This window comes from Mesobacillus campisalis (genome assembly GCF_000986785.1).
GTDB classification, from domain to species: domain Bacteria; phylum Bacillota; class Bacilli; order Bacillales; family Cytobacillaceae; genus Mesobacillus_B; species Mesobacillus_B campisalis.
Genome location: NZ_LAYY01000013.1, coordinates 1 through 15,689, shown reverse-complemented (window position 1 = coordinate 15,689; position 15,689 = coordinate 1). Strand labels below are relative to the sequence as shown.

The window sequence follows — 15,689 nt, the reverse complement described above, 5'->3', positions numbered from 1 at the left end:
CTAATTAATAGGGCTGGACTATGAAATCGATTCCATATTTGGTCATATAGAATGGAATCGATTCCATAAAGGGTTACAATTCCATAGAAATATGAACTTGACTATTGGCAGTAGAATTTTTTTATAAAAAAGGGCTGTTGATTTGTAAGGGCTTTCCATAGGAAATCGATTTCACATCCGATTATAAACTATCTCTCCTGATCAGTCTACCATTTAGGATTACCGTTTTTTGGAAATCTTCGTTGCGTTCGATTTGGGCAAGCAGAATTTTGGCTGCTTCCTGTCCGGCTTTTTCGTTTTCATAATCCATTGTCGTAAGCGGAGGCTCAACATATTTTGAAAGATCTGATGCTCCTATCCCCGTTATCGATATTTGCTGCGGCACCTTCAGCCCTGTTTCTTTTAGGTGTTGAATGGCACCAATGGCAATTCTGTCGGTTACACAGAAAACCCCGTCGGGAATAACCCCTCCCACGACTCTTTCCATAATCCTCTCCATGGCGGAATACCCTGAGGAAATGCTAAAGTCCGACTCAATAATCCATTCTTTCCTGATGTTTAGGCAATGTTCCTTCATTGAATCGAGAAAGCCCTGCTTCCGAAGAACCCCGACAGCCTGATCACTTTCGGGAACACCAATAAAAGCAATATTCTTTCGGCCGCGCTCAATCAGAAGTCTCGTCATTATCTTGGCAGCATTCAGATCATCGTATACAACATTGGACACACCGGGAATGTTCTGGCCAACGGCTACAAACGGCATCCGAAGCTGCCTGATTCCGGCAATTAGTTGGTCGCTCACATTCGTGGCAGTCAGAATGATTCCGTCCACTTGCCGGCTTTTCAGAAGGCTAAGGTACTCTATCTCCTTTTGCGGTGCCAAATTGGAACTCGTCAGTAGAATCTGGTAGCCATATTGGCTGAAAACTTCATTCATTCCGTTGACCAGACGGCCAGATGTTTCCGTTCCAAGTTTCGGAATCACCACCCCGATTACCTTCGACTTCTTGGTCCTGAGGGATTTAGCATGCTGGCTTGGAACATAGCCCGTCTCTTCAATTACCTTTAGAACCCGTTCTCTCGCCTTTATACTCACATATCCCGAATCATTAAGCACCCGTGAAACAGTCGTACGTGACACATTTGCCATATCCGCAATCTCCTTGATTGTCAACATCAGTTCATCAGCCTCACTCAAAAAAATTCTCCCTTATTATAGCATAAAACAAAGGGGCGGGTTTTACGCTCACTTTGTGTGATCATGAGGACTGATACGGGGTTTTTCCAATAAGGAGGATGCTAAATCGCTATGGGCGGAGTACATGAAAAAGCAGCGGGTAAACCCGCTGCTTTCATCTATTAAACCCCGCTAAGGGCAACTATGCACTTTTATATTGCTGGCTTGTAATCCAGGTACCCATTCTCGTAAACAAAAGCATAAATACGGCTGTGATCAACAAGCCTTTGAGAATGTTGAACGGCAGGATTCCGGTGACGATCATTGCGCGCAAGGAAGGCGAATCCATTGCTGGCATGTTAAGGAATAACGTATAGGCTGGCATAATGACGAAATAGTTCAGCACGCTCATCACCACGGCCATAATGGCTGTCCCGGAAATGAGGGCAACAGTCATGCCTTTCTTCGATTTCAGCTTGGAGTATATATAATAGGTAGGCAGGACGAACAAAATCCCTGCAACGAAATTCGCAATATGGCCCACTGGGACACCAGTTGCGCTTCCTGTCATGAAATAATCCAGGACGTTCTTAAACAATTCGACAAGCACACCGGCGGCAGGTCCAAAAATCAAGGCAGCGATCAATGCAGGTATGTCGCTGAAATCAATCATCAAGAAATTTGGAAATGGCGGCAGCGGGAAATTCAATAACATTAAGACATAGGATATACTGCTCAGCATTCCGATTGAAACTAAGGCTTTGATACTATACTTTTTCATTTTCCTCTCTCCTTTTTTGATCCACCTCAAAGAAGAAAGGTTCAGCAAAACTGGGATGCCCGGAAAATAAATAACCCCCAAGCTTTTAATGCTCGGGGGAGAAATTACAAGGCAATCCTAATAAACGTTCAAATTACCTGCATTTTTTGAACGCCTGCAGAACCTCCATCTTCTCCCATCCAGACTGTACTGTCGGCTTTGGATTCGCACCAAATCCTGCCTTAACGGCTCGCGGGCTTAGAGATTGACTCATCACCGCCGGTCGGGAATTTCACCACGCCCCGAAGATAGATCCTATTAAATTACAAGCTTATTATACTGAATAAAAAAAACTTTGTGAAGTACTCTGCTTCATTACTCAATCATTTCAAGGACAAATTGCTTGGCAGTTGCAGCATGATTAAAAAAAGAACATGGCAGGAACAATCCAAAAGCGGATTGTTCCTGCCATGTTCTGATGTTTTTGAACCTCCTCTGCTCATTTAGGGTCCTGACACCGGCTGTTAATTTCCTGCCCTTCTTCGTTAAGCCTATTTAATCCTCAGTTTTTGTCCCACTTGTATGGCGTCGGACTGAAGATTGTTTCTTGTCATGAGGCTTTCTACGCTGACTCCCGTCTTTCCTGCAATCGCAAATAAAGTATCTCCATTGCTTACCACATAAAGAGATGAAGAAGGAGCAATTGGTGAATCCTTTTCGTCTGCCTCCAGTTTGCCTGCCGTTTCAACGGAACCATCTTTACGAAGCCTTGATTGCGCAATAACAGCCTGTCCGATTTCCGCGGACCCCAGCGCTTTGTCAGGGTCGACAGCATTTTCCTTGCTGTAGGTCCACTGCTGCTGATGGACTTCAAAGTGGAGATGTACACCAGAGGAATCCCCGGTGTTGCCCATCACGCCTATTAACTCCCCTTGCTTAACTTTTTCCCCTTCAAAGGCATGTCTCTTATGCAAATGGGCATACACCGTTTCAAATTGATTTTCATGCTTAATAAATACAACATGTCCATATGTACTGGAATAATATGACTTTGTAATGATTCCTCCATCCACAGCGTAAACAGGGGAACCAAGTCTGGAGGCTATATCTATTCCCTTGTGCAGCCCCTCTCTCGTTCCATAAGTATCCGTGATTTCTCCGCCCGCAGGCCAAATCCAGTGGTCCGTCTGACCCTGAATCCCTTCTGCCTGTGGATGGGTGGCACTGAAAAAAAACAGGCTGACGCAAACTGCAGCCACTCCTGCATGCAACAGGCGCTTAAGTTCGTCCTGCATCTTTTTCCTCCTAATCAAGTATCTATCCTTTTTCCCCTATGACTGGCCCTTTATGGATATCTTTCTTTGCAGGCAAGGGAAAAACGCATGGTGTTATTATTTGGCATCCTGAAGTTAAATTATGCAATAAAAAAACCTGGCTAGAGCCAGGCGCTAATTTAAACCGATTATTTTTTTATTTGCTCCGACTGGTAATTCCAGTGATTCATTCAAGTTAAAGGGACCAATCTCGCTGGGTTCCGCATTATCTATCTTCAAAGCCTCATAGCCAAAGCTTTTTGCTGTCAGCATAATCGCTTCCAGACTATATATGAAGCTTTCTTCAAAAGAGGACCCTTGAGGCAACTCCAGATGCAGCACAGGACCATTTTCCTTTATCAAAGCTCCTTCGAGGGCAAAGTTCTCCGGCAGGGAAGCTCTTAAGCCAAACTCTTCCCGATTGACAGCCATAGCTTCCAGCGCCTCCCTAAACGTATTGAAACTTTCATTGGCAGGCACCATATACGGGACGCTTTCTTCCCCTTCATCCCGGTAATAAAAAAGGTATGCGTGACCCTCAGGCTGAGGCTGAGGCTGAGGCAGTGGCAATTCAAACTTTTCACCCGTATTCCCTAGCTCGATACCTTTCCGCCCCTCGGTCGAGAAGGAAACTCTATTCACTTTATCATGGGGCAAGGAGTCCTCCAGAACTGTCAAAAACCAGGTTTCAGCAGCTGATCCGAAACCGTATGGATGACCTTCAGGCACATCTACATTGACTGTCTTGCTGGCCTGGTCATAACTGATATCTGCACTGAGAGGATAGTAATCCATTAGGCCCCATTCTTCCTCCGTCAGTTTCGGCATTGTTTCCTCAAACTGTTCAAACCAGTTTTTTTTACCAGCCTTCTTAACGAGGACGGTTACTGGCACGGCAATTTGCGCATTCGCATCGGGAATTGCATAAGTAAGCGCCTCGTAAGTCTCCAAATCCTGCTTGTAGACGGCCGTAGGCTGAATGGAAGAAATTCCAATCTCCTCCTTTGCCGGCTCCGCATCTGTTGATAAGGAAGCGTTCATCTGGCTGCCATCGCCGGCATGTGTTAGAGATCCGACATCTTTCATTTCAGTGCTGGTGCCAGCGTGGTCCATGGAACTCTCCTGCCTGGCAGTTTGTTCTTGCTGTAAGCCAAGTCCGGGTGAAAGGATGAAAAACAAAGCCGCGGCTGCTGCTGAAGCGAGTGCAGGCATAAACCAGGACCTTTGCCTTCTCTTCCGGAGATTCGCGGCGACATTCCTATAGATTTCCTCAGGCCGCCGCCCATCCTCCAGCTTGGGCAGCTCCTTTAATAATTCCTCAACCTGCCTATCATTCAGCTTTAACTTTCCCACTAGGCATCACTTCCTCTTCCATTGCTTCCATGTGCTTTTTCAGCGCCTTTATCGCACGGTGCTGGGTGGTCTTCACTTTGCTTTCAGTCCAGCCAAGGGCTTCTGCTGTTTCGCTGATGGACAGTTCGTGGATATATCTAAGAATGATGACCATCTTTTGGTCTACCGTACATTGATCCAGACATTGGTACATCATTTGAATTTCTTCCCTTTGCTCTGCTATCTCTTCAGGTAATGGCAAATGGTCCCTGACATGGGCTGTTGAAAGGTCGATCTTTTCCGACAGCCAGTTCTTCCAACCCTTTTGCTTTCGAAAATGGTCGATCGCAACATTTTTCGCTATCGAAAACAGCCATGTCTTTTCACTGCTTTTTCCTTCAAAGCGGCTGTATGATTTAAGAACACGTATATAAACTTCCTGGACAAGGTCTTCGGCCTGCTCCCGGTCCTTCACCATATAAAACAAAAACCGGAATAAATCCTGATGGTATTTTTGATACAAATGATCAAAAACGGAGTCCATTTCCAATCCCTCCGCATTTCAAAATATTAGTCGTTCTTAAGTATAAAAAGTTTCATCTTTACTATATTCTTTTATATAAAAAAAGGGAAGGAAGATTTTTAGCGCATTGACTTTAAAGGGAATAATAAAGCCATCCGAGATAACGGATGGCTTAACAAAGAGACTGGCAAATGTTCCGTGTGAATCAAGATAAGTCGTCAAAATTCTTTATTTCACGTCTGGAATGCGTGGAATAAAAAAGGAAAATGTCGTCCCTTGTCCAAGTTTGCTGTTTACTGAAATACTTCCTGAATGAGCTTCAATGATATCTTTGGCGATAGCAAGCCCGAGGCCGGTTCCGGAACGGCCCCTCGTACGGGATTTATCGCCCTTGTAGAAGCGCTCAAAAAGGAATGGAAGGTCTTCTTCAGGTATGCCTGGCCCTTCATCACTGACTTCAAAATAGATGGCACGATCCATGGACTTTACGGATACGGTAATCGTGGAGTGCTCCCCTATATGCCTTATTGCATTGTCAAGCAGGTTGGTCAGCACTTGTTCGATTCTGTCTGGATCAAAGCGAAACTCGCTCTCGGACAAATCAAAAGAGGTACGCAATTCAAGATTCTTTTCTTTTGCAAGCGTCTGGAATTTACGGATTATCCGATTAATATAGGGCTCAATCTCTGTTATTTCCGTAGCGAGCTGAATATGCCCTGCCTGCATGCGAGCCAGATCCAACAGTTCATTCACAAGCCGGCCCATTCTCAGCGACTCATCATAAATGATCTGGGCCATCTCCACTTTCTCTTCGTTTGTTTCCGCGATTCCATCCACAATCGCCTCACTGTAACCTTGCAGCATTGAAATGGGGGTTCTTAGCTCATGCGAAACATTTGCGATGAAGTCATCCCGGAGCTTGTCCAGCTTCCGTTCTTCCGTCATATCTCTGACAACGGCTACTGCCCCCCGAATTGCCTTCTTGTTGTAGAGCGGGCTTACAATCACCACCCATGACCGCCCCTGGACATTCATTTCTCCCACCTGTTCCTTCCCCGTATTGACGGCCAGCTGAAACAATTCCATGAATTGCGGGGGAAGTGCATCGGAGTCGTCCATGGCTCCCTGCTGATAATACCAATACCGCAAGAACTGCTCGGCAGGCGGGTTGGTAATCAGGATGGTTCCATCCTGATTAAAAGTAATGACCCCATCTGCCATGCTGCTGAGTATACTGGAAAGCTGTTCCTTTTCCTGGCTCAGGGCGTTCATGTTGAACTTCAGCTGCCTGCCCATCTGATTGAAGGCAGTTGCAAGCTCTCCCATCTCATCCCTCGTCAGGATCGGGACTTTTGTATCGAACTTCCCTTTTGCCACCTCAAAGGCCGCTTCCCGCATTTTTCTCAGGGGAGCAGTGATTCTTGTCGACAGGAAGAAGGCAAATATTGTCGTCAACACGATCGCTATACCTGCGGCCAGCAGGACGAACTTAGTCGTATTTCTGGTGGTTTCCTCTACAACTTCTAATGATTGGTAAATAAAAACAGCTCCGCTTCCACCCTGACCCTCATAGAGCGGAACACCTATAATCATTAATCGGGAATCGGTTTCTTCCTCCAATGGAAGCGCAGCAATCTTGTCGATATTTTTATTTTCACGCAAAACAGAGAGCAACTCGCCGTCTTCTATCAAGAAGGAAATCGGCAGCCTGCTGTCCTCCGAGTTGGGAGAATAAAAATAGGTCTCTTCATCGAGCACCACCACAACCTTTGTCACTTCATCCAGCAGCCCCCAGGCAATTTCAAGTCCAATTTCAAAATCGGCCTGATCCTGATTATGCTCTTCAAGGACCCGGGAAATTTTTTCAGCGGTATAGGTTAATTGTGTTCTTGTTTCATTGATATTATGGTTCTCAAAGAATTCGACCAGCATAATGGTCAGCAGGAAAAGAACAAATGAAACAAGCAGCAGGATGGTTACCCATAATTTCCCGACTATACTACGCCAAAGCATCATTCATTGACAACCTCGAATTTGTAGCCAACCCCCCATACCGTTACGATCATTTTGGCGGCCTGTTCGGATACTTTGTTCAGCTTTTCGCGCAGACGCTTAACATGAGTATCTACCGTCCTCAAATCGCCGAAAAATTCGTAATGCCATACTTCCTTCAATAACTGTTCGCGGTCGAAAACTTTATCAGGGGCTTTTGCAAGGAAATACAGCAATTCATATTCTTTTGGAGTCAGGCTGACCTCTTTGCCATCAGCCGTAACCCTGTGAGCATCATTGTCGATGGTTAAGTGAGGGAAAACGATTACATCCTTTGCAGTCGTCTCTGTCTGAAGATAGGTTGTACTGGAGGATCGGCGAAGCATGGCCTTGACTCTCAGCACCACTTCCCTGGGTGAGAAAGGTTTAACAATGTAGTCATCCGTACCTACTTCAAATCCTTGTACCCTGTTCACTTCTTCTCCTTTTGCCGTCAGCATGATGACTGGTGTGGACTTTTTCTCTCTCAGTTCACGGCATACTTCCAAGCCATCTTTTCCTGGCATCATCAAATCCAGGAGAATGACATCATAATCGTGGGCCAGCGACTTTGCCAGGGCTACATTTCCGTCCTCAGCTTCGTCAATTATATAATTTTCTCTTTCAAGGTACATTTTTAATAAACGTCTGATTCTTTCTTCATCATCTACAACTAAAATTTTTACGTCCTTTTCCATTAGGCAAATCCCTCCTGTGAACATTTTACATAATGATTTAACATGTTGCTATTATTTTTCATCTTCACAATAATGTTAACTCATTTCTTCGACATAAAATAGACATATTTACACTTGAACAAAATTCAGGGGACAATATTCCCCAAATGAAAAGGTCTCCACTTAATAAAGTGAAGACCTTTTTCAAACCAATTATGTTTAGGAGCCTGCATAGGAGTGCAGCCCGGCAATAACAAGATTGACCACAATGAGATTGAACATGATGATAACGAACCCAATGACAGCCAGCCACGCCGATTTTTCCCCATGCCAGCCTTTTGAAAGGCGCAAATGAAGGAAAGCTGCATAAAAGAGCCATGTAATCAATGCCCATACTTCTTTGGGATCCCAGCCCCAGAACCTTGTCCAGGCAATCTGTGCCCAAATCATGGCGAAAATCAGAGCCCCGAGGGTAAATACAGGAAAACCAATCAAAACGGAGCGGTAACTGATCTCATCAACCAGGTCCAGGTTTACGTTCTTCACCAGCGGTTTGAGGATGGCTGCCAGCCGCTTCCGGGCAACAAGCCTAATCAGCCAATACAGCAAAAGTCCGGCTGCAAGTGACCAGATAACCGTATTGAGCTTTTTGGAATTAATGATTGCCGGTGTTTCCACAATCGGAGCAAAGCGTCCCTCGGTTATCAACTCACCCTCATTGGGGCCAATCAGTGCAGGCATATGATACTCGTAAGTTGCTTGCACACCATTTTTGTCGGTATAAGTAAATTCCGCCTGGTAATCGGCAAATGAAAATATGGATGCTACGACAATAAAGCCGATGGTGCTGACGATTCCATACATGACAGCCTCCAGCCAGAAGGTGCTCTTGGTTTTAACCGACTGGTCTACAGACTTGATTAAATAAATCAGGCCTGCTGCGAAGGATACGGCCAAAATGGCCTCACCAAGAGCAGCTGTAGTCACATGGATATGCAGCCAGTCACTCTGGAGCGCAGGAATCAATGGAGATATTTCCCGCGGGAACATGCTCGCATAGGCGATGATTAAAATCGCAACCGGAAGGGTAAATACCCCGAGAAGCGGTGTTTGGTACATAAAATAAATAACAATAAACGCACCCACAAGGCTCATTCCGAAAAATGTCGTGAATTCGAAAAGATTGCTTACTGGTGCGTGGCCTGCAGCAATCCATCTGGTTATAAAATACCCCAGTTGGGCTATGAAGCCGGCAATCGTAATGGTAATCGCGATCTTCGCCCATTTATTTGAGCCTTTGGCTTCCTGTCCCTCTTTTTTTCCCTTGATCGCACCGCCAAAAAAAGCAGTGGCCACAAGATAAAGGACAAATGCAATATAAAGCAGATTAGAACTTAATGAGACCATGGTTCTCCCCCTTACCCCTTTTTCCCATCATCTGTTAATTGTTCTTTAGGAACGTCCAATCCCGTTCCGGCAAAAATGTCGTCAAGTTCCCTTTTCAACCCATGCCAGTTTTTATTTGTATGCCCGGCTGTCCAGACCTTTCCGTCAACGGCACGGACCCATAGACGGCGATGGTTCCAATAGGCTCCCTGGACAACTCCAATCATAAAGATCAGCCCGCCAAGCGAAATAATCCAGAGCGTAAGGTCCTTTCTGACTGTAAGCCCTGCGACATTCTTTGTTTCCGCTGCTTTGAAGGCCATTTTATATTCATTATCGCCCATAGGCTCAATCGTTTCCTGGATGGCAACAAAACTGATTTCTCCCTCCGGGTTGTCCGGTGTGATCATTTTAAAGATAAAGGCAGGATTATTGGGGATACGGGATTTTGTTGCCGGCTCCCCATCGGAATTAAATTCGAAATCCGGAAAATAGCTCATTACATCAACAGAATAGCCGTTTGCCAGTTCATAGCTTTTTTTCGGATCAAACAAGTCAATTTGAATTTCGCCAAACTCTTTACCTGTCTCTTTTTCCTGCAGCGTGAAGGTCATTTTATTGAGCTCATTCAGCTTATAATCAACCTGGTATAGAGCAAAGCCTTCAAACTTTAGCGGCTCATTTACCCGTATCTGGAAATCCTTTACCTTATCAAGTTCAGGTTCCTCACCAGGTACAGTGTCTCCATCTTTTTTGTACAGTGTCACATTGGACTGGTAGTTCTTGACAACCATGCCATTTCGATCAAGAGCTTCTCCAAATACTTCTCCATCATTTTCTTTATCATAGAGTTCAAGTATGAATTGATCGTTATGGAGGTAGTATTCTCCTTCTGTTTCAGGAATTACTTTCGTTTCCCCCTCGCGGATCCAAACTACCTGGTCGATATACATACCAGGGACAAACCTCAGCATTCCGCCAATCAGGAAAATAATAAGCCCGACATGGTTAACGTATGGGCCCCAGCGTGAAAAGCGATTTTTTTCTGCCAGGATGTTGCCGTTTTCTTCACGAATGGAATAACGCTTTTTTTTCAAATTATCCTTCAGCTTCTGGAGTGAGTCGCTGCTCGGAGGAGTGTCGGAAACCCCGAACAGGCGCTGGCGCTTCAGGAAGCCTTCATGCCTGGTCACCCGCTGCTTATTCAAGGCCCTGTATAACGGGACTACACGGTCGAGACTGCATATGACAAGGGAAATGCCGATGGAAGCAATTAAAATTAAATACCACCATGAGCTGTATAAATTATGGAACCCGAGGTCATAATATAGTTTCCCGAACCAGCCGTATTGATCCTCATAATATTCAGCGGCCGTTCCCACTGGGGGAATATACATTTCCTGCGGAAGGATGGTACCAAGCGCCGATGCAACAAGCGTTACAACAATCAGCCATACTCCTACTTTAACGGAAGAAAAGAAATTCCAGATTTTGTCCACTATGGTTTTATTATAGGTTTGGGACCTTCTGGCACTTCCCTCATAGCGCATGTCGACGAGCTGCTTTTGCCTTTCCTTCTCCTCAAGTATGTTGCCGCATGATTCACAAAGAACAGTTCCATGCGGGTTCACATGCCCGCATTCACATTTCACTTCATTCATACCACTAACTCCCTGTTTCCCCTTTAAGGTTGTATTTCTTCCATAAACTGACGGACAGTAGATTCATTGAGTTCGCCTGTATGTGAGCGGACCACTTTCCCATCCTTATCAATCAGGAAGGTGATCGGAAGCGGATTGATTCCATACGCAGTCTGAACCTCACCCTTGTCGATCATGACCGGAAAACTAAGATTATGCCGTTCGATAAAGTTATTTACAACAAGCTCCGATTCTCCTACATCAATCGTTAAAACCTTGACTCCCTTATCTTTAAAATGCTGGTATTGATTATCAATATAAGGCATTTCGCGTTCACAAGGCTTGCACCATGTAGCCCAAAAATTGAGGAATACCCCTTCGCCGCGGTAATCGGAAAGCCTGTGTTTTTCGCCCTCCATATCAACGAGGACAAAATCCGGAGCCGTTTTTCCTACCTCCACCTTTTGTATGTCATCTTTGGTGAAATTTGCATATAGAGTATAACCCACAGCTGCAATCAAAACCAGCAGGATTGCTGTCCTGAGCACAAGACGCTGCTTTTTCATAAGCCATCCTCCCCCAAGGTTCAATTCACTTATTATACCATTAGCATCTAATGAATAAGGGTATTATCTTTTTTGTCTTTTTTCGGTTGCGAGTGTCCTCAGTTGTTTTACTTCATGAGGAGTCAGTTCTTTCTTTTCCCCGGCACTAAGTCCTTGCAAGGTTAGATTCCCATAGCGTTCACGCTTAAGTTTTAGAACGGGGTGGCCAATCGCTTCCAGCATCCTTCGTACCTGGCGATTACGGCCTTCATGAATGGTCAGTTCTACAATTGCTGTCTGCTTTTTCTTGTCGATCGACAACAGCTTGACTTTCGCCGGGGCTGTTTTGCCATCTTCCAGCTGTATTCCCTTTTCAAGCTTCCTGAGCGATTCCTTTGCCGGGACGCCTTTTGTCTTGGCGACATACACCTTGTCCACTTCACTGCTTGGATGCATAAGCAGATTGGCAAATTCTCCGTCATTGGTCAGGAGCAGAACTCCGGATGTATCATAATCCAGCCTTCCAACCGGGTAGATTCGCTGTTCCACATGTTCAAAGAAGTCCGTGACTACTTTTCTGCCCTTGTCATCCTTTACACTGGATATCACACCGCGAGGTTTATAAAGCAGAAAATATACCGGCTGTTCACGCTCCAGCGGAATACCGTTTACTTCAATCCGGTCCGAGGGACTCACCTTTATGCCAAGTTCCTTTGCGACACTGCCATTCACTGTTACTTTCCCTTCAAGAATCAATTCTTCCGCTTTTCTTCTTGAAGCGACTCCAGCATGTGCGATTACCTTTTGCAATCTTTCCAATTTGGTCACTCCCAATTTCATATCTTCCAGACAAAACTATTTCAATATAGACTATCCCTATGCATTATGACATAAAACAGCCATATTTCAAAGTAACGAACACAATAAAAAAGATACCTTTCGCAAGGTATCCGGTTTTTATCCAAAAAGGATCGTAACAACTATGATGGCGGCAGCGAAGCCCGCCAAGTCTGCCAAAAGCCCCACTTTTAAGGCATCTCCCATTTTCTTGATGCCGACAGCCCCAAAATAGACGGTTAAGACATAAAAAGTGGTGTCGGTGCTACCTTGTATCGTCGAAGCAAGTATGCCAATGAAAGAATCCGGGCCGTGGGCTGATATCAAGTCGCTGGTCATCCCCAGGGCAGCATTACCCGATATGGGACGAATAATTGCCAGCGGGATGACCTCTGCCGGGATCCCTGCTTTTTCAATAATAGGCCTAATATATTCCATCATATAATCGAGAGCTCCCGAAGCACGGAAAACGGAAATGGCCACCATCATGCCGACCAGGAACGGAATGATGGAAACAGCCATTTTAATGCCTTCCTTTCCTCCTTCCACAAAGGTTTCATACGTTGGAACCTTTTTTAATGTACCATAGATCAGTATGAATCCTATCAGCACAGGAATGAACCAAAGAGACACGGCAGAAATTATTTGCATGAATACCTCATCCTTTTCGGCTTCTTCGGTAATGGAAGTACCTGTCAATCAATATTGCAGCCACAGCTGAAAAGCAAGTGGCCATGAGGGTAGGGCCCACTATTGAGGTAGGGGCCGCTGAATCATAGGTAATCCTGATGGCAATGACTGTGGTCGGGATCAGGGTAATGCTGGACGTGTTGATCGCTAAAAAAGTGATCATCGACCGGCTTGCATAATCTTTTCCCCCATTCAGCCTTTTCAGCTCCTCCATTGCCTTTATGCCCAATGGTGTCGCCGCATTGCCGAGACCAAACATATTGGCCATCATATTAGACAAAATGTACCCCATGGCTGGATGTCCCGCGGGCACTTCAGGAAACAGTTTTGTGACAAAGGGCCGGAACAGGCTGGAGAGCTTATCAAGAAGCCCGGCGGTTTCGGCGATCCTCATCATTCCCAGCCAGAATACAAGGACGGAAATAAGACCGATGCACAGAGTTACAGCTTCTGTCGCTCCCTTGAAAACCGCCTCGTTCACTTCCGACATCGTCCCATTTATTGCTGCGAAAACCAGACCGATAATTGTCATGAACACCCAAATATAATTAACCATGCTCTATACCTGCTGCTGACATGAAAATATTTTTGAACCTATCCAGGAAGTTTTTTTTCTTTACAGCCTGGTGCTTATAATAAATGGGCATTTCCATGATGATGTCATTGTCTAGATAGACCACTGCCTTGCCTACCACATCGGGAATAGCCGCTTCCTCTCCAGCACCATCCGGCTTCAAGAGCTTGTATTGCACTCTAACTTTCTCTTCCTCATCTTGAGTAATCGGGTAATCAAAAGAGTGATCCAGGTACACCTTTCCCCTATAAACCTGCTCCTTAATGCCTTTGATGGTCCCCGCCGGCAATATTTCAGCCAAATCGTACTGTTCGAACCCTCTTTCATACATGAAAATATGGTCGTTCCAGTCGTCCGGTCCATTCAGCGTCACGGCTATAAGTTCCAACTCACCCTTTGCTGCTGTTGTAACAAGCGTCCTTTTTGCCCTTTTGGTGTAACCCGTCTTGCCGCCAGTAGTATATTTGTAGAGTTCGGTCAACAGCCTGTTCTTGTTTTTCCACACCCGGTCCCATGACTCATTAGGATTAGGCGCGCGGTGCACCTTGGTGCCTGATATTTTCCTGTAGGTTTCGTTATTCATGGCATACCTTGTCAGCAAAGCCATGTCATATGCCGTGGAATAATGGTTTTCATGATCATCAAGGCCATGTGGATTTGCAAAGTGCGTATTTTCCATTCCGATTTCTGCTGCTTTTTGATTCATTAGGAAGACAAAGCCTTCCAGGCTCCCCCCAACATGCTCGGCAATGGCCACTGCCGCATCATTTCCCGACCTAAGCATAAGCCCGTATACCAAGTCTTCCAGCTTCGTTTTTTCTCCCCCCATCAAATAGAGGGATGATCCCTCCGTTCCAGCTGCCCGGCTGCTTACCTTCACCTGTTCATCCAGCTTGCCAGATTCAATTGCCAAAATGGCGGTCATGATTTTCGTGATACTGGCAATGCGCTGGCGGTCATGCGCCTTCTTCTCATAAAGCACCCGCCCGGAGTTCTGTTCCATTAAAATAGCATTTCTCGCACTAACCGATCCTGACGCTGTCGCCAGCCCGGGAATATGGTGAATAAGCAAGATAAGCAGCAGTGTAAAAATCATCCCTTTTTTAATCATTGCACAGACCTCGCCTCTCTTTGGGAGTTTGTACAAGTTTATGCAGGACAAGGTATGTTATGACTCCAAAACGCTTTGACGGCAAAGCTGGCTGATTATTAAGGGGATGCCCCCGGCACTGAAATAAAAAGACGTTGTTCTTATTCTTGGTTGATATGTCGTGGAGGCAAGGTTACATAGGGGGACAAATTCCGGTTAATGTATATAGCGTGGCTTTGGAGGCAAAAATAAGCGGAAGAATTCCGATTAACTCCTCTAAATAGGCCAAATACCAAGGATTAGATTAATATAAACGGAAAAACTCCTCTTATATTTCGGGAAATGATGACATTTCCCGATTTAAGCGGCATTCTTCCGTTTATTATTCAAACCCAACAAAAAATGCTTGGAGACACATTGCTCCAAGCATCTTTGCCAATTTAAACGCGAATAACGTTCGAATAGCAATGGTGATTTTAATTTGTGCATTTCAAAACCCAACTACTTATGTTTTGCCGCTTTGTCTTTATTTCGATTGCAGCATCTTTGTCCGGTAATCGGTTTCGTAATATTCAAGTTCTTCTCTTATTTTTTGAAAATCTCCCTCGAGTGACGCAAGCAGTTTTGTCACTTTTGAAGGGACAGTATCCCGGAACTTGATTGCATTTTTCCCAGTGTAAGCTGCCCGGCTGTCTTCAAACCAGATATCGCTCTTCGGCGAGTAAAACTCCTCGATGCAGTGAATGTAGATGCGATACAATGTCTTCTCCGCCGCTCCTTTGGAGAACGGCTGGGAACCCGCTATCACCTTGCACGCTTCAAGGCCCTCTTCACAAAATACGGCAAGCCTGCGTATGGAAGAAAGAATATGGCGATAGAAGTCGGCATCTCCTTGCTCCTCTTCCTCAAGGGACTTTAAGGTTGTCGTATTTAAGAAGGTTTCAAGCTTTTCAACAGTGCTGCCTAAAAAGTCTTTAACCTCTTTTATTTGCGTCTCCACAATCGTATTCCCCAATAAATCCACCCCCAAAGATTGTATGCCTTACGAGTTGGTGCGAGAAGCCGGCTGGAGAATAAACTCCAAAGGAGAAACCTCATAGCCACCTTGTTGTTC

General features: G+C 45.2%; 15 protein-coding genes and 1 riboswitch. All 15 genes read right to left on the bottom strand.

Annotation, left to right across the window (positions count from 1 at the left end):
- Positions 1-181: 181 nt before the first annotated feature.
- Entirely contained in the window at positions 182-1,198 is a 1,017-nt protein-coding gene (locus tag WQ57_RS12545) for a LacI family DNA-binding transcriptional regulator (RefSeq protein ID WP_338151905.1), read from the bottom strand.
- A 181-nt stretch (positions 1,199-1,379) separates the two neighbouring features.
- Positions 1,380-1,958, bottom strand: a complete 579-nt coding sequence (locus tag WQ57_RS12540; RefSeq protein ID WP_046524123.1) for an ECF transporter S component — start codon at positions 1,956-1,958, stop codon at positions 1,380-1,382.
- A gap of 163 nt (positions 1,959-2,121) precedes the next feature.
- Positions 2,122-2,251: riboswitch (FMN riboswitch) on the bottom strand.
- Between the two features lie 237 nt (positions 2,252-2,488).
- A complete protein-coding gene (locus tag WQ57_RS12535; protein ID WP_046524122.1) occupies positions 2,489-3,232 on the bottom strand; it encodes a peptidoglycan DD-metalloendopeptidase family protein in 744 nt (247 codons plus the stop codon).
- A 153-nt stretch (positions 3,233-3,385) separates the two neighbouring features.
- Positions 3,386-4,603 carry a hypothetical protein gene (locus WQ57_RS12530; protein WP_046524121.1) on the bottom strand — a complete coding sequence of 406 codons (1,218 nt, stop codon included), beginning with the start codon at positions 4,601-4,603 and terminating at the stop codon, positions 3,386-3,388.
- Positions 4,581-5,126, bottom strand: coding sequence for an RNA polymerase sigma factor SigX (sigX, locus tag WQ57_RS12525; RefSeq protein WP_046524120.1), 546 nt, complete (start codon positions 5,124-5,126; stop codon positions 4,581-4,583). Before sigX ends, WQ57_RS12530 begins: the two co-directional genes overlap by 23 nt.
- 207 nt (positions 5,127-5,333) lie before the next feature.
- Positions 5,334-7,121 carry an ATP-binding protein gene (locus tag WQ57_RS12520; RefSeq protein WP_046524119.1) on the bottom strand — a complete coding sequence of 596 codons (1,788 nt, stop codon included), beginning with the start codon at positions 7,119-7,121 and terminating at the stop codon, positions 5,334-5,336.
- A complete protein-coding gene (locus tag WQ57_RS12515; protein WP_046524118.1) occupies positions 7,118-7,834 on the bottom strand; it encodes a response regulator transcription factor in 717 nt (238 codons plus the stop codon). The genes WQ57_RS12520 and WQ57_RS12515 overlap by 4 nt, the downstream gene beginning before the upstream one ends.
- 198 nt (positions 7,835-8,032) lie before the next feature.
- On the bottom strand, positions 8,033-9,220 hold the full coding sequence (gene ccsB / locus WQ57_RS12510; RefSeq protein ID WP_046524117.1) for a c-type cytochrome biogenesis protein CcsB: 1,188 nt from the start codon (positions 9,218-9,220) through the stop codon (positions 8,033-8,035).
- 11 nt (positions 9,221-9,231) lie between these two features.
- Complete coding sequence (resB, locus tag WQ57_RS12505; protein ID WP_046524116.1) at positions 9,232-10,860, bottom strand: cytochrome c biogenesis protein ResB; 1,629 nt, start codon at positions 10,858-10,860, stop codon at positions 9,232-9,234.
- Positions 10,861-10,883: 23 nt separating this feature from the next.
- Complete coding sequence (resA, locus tag WQ57_RS12500; protein WP_046524115.1) at positions 10,884-11,405, bottom strand: thiol-disulfide oxidoreductase ResA; 522 nt, start codon at positions 11,403-11,405, stop codon at positions 10,884-10,886.
- Between the two features lie 63 nt (positions 11,406-11,468).
- Positions 11,469-12,203 carry a 23S rRNA pseudouridine(2605) synthase RluB gene (gene rluB, locus WQ57_RS12495; protein WP_046524257.1) on the bottom strand — a complete coding sequence of 245 codons (735 nt, stop codon included), beginning with the start codon at positions 12,201-12,203 and terminating at the stop codon, positions 11,469-11,471.
- 138 nt (positions 12,204-12,341) lie between these two features.
- Positions 12,342-12,872, bottom strand: a complete 531-nt coding sequence (locus tag WQ57_RS12490) for a spore maturation protein (RefSeq protein WP_046524114.1) — start codon at positions 12,870-12,872, stop codon at positions 12,342-12,344.
- 7 nt (positions 12,873-12,879) lie between these two features.
- Positions 12,880-13,467, bottom strand: coding sequence for a nucleoside recognition domain-containing protein (locus WQ57_RS12485; protein WP_046524113.1), 588 nt, complete (start codon positions 13,465-13,467; stop codon positions 12,880-12,882).
- Complete coding sequence (locus WQ57_RS12480) at positions 13,460-14,596, bottom strand: D-alanyl-D-alanine carboxypeptidase family protein (protein WP_046524112.1); 1,137 nt, start codon at positions 14,594-14,596, stop codon at positions 13,460-13,462. The genes WQ57_RS12485 and WQ57_RS12480 overlap by 8 nt, the downstream gene beginning before the upstream one ends.
- A 505-nt stretch (positions 14,597-15,101) precedes the next feature.
- Entirely contained in the window at positions 15,102-15,590 is a 489-nt protein-coding gene (locus tag WQ57_RS12475; protein WP_046524111.1) for a DUF3907 family protein, read from the bottom strand.
- Positions 15,591-15,689 lie beyond the last annotated feature (99 nt).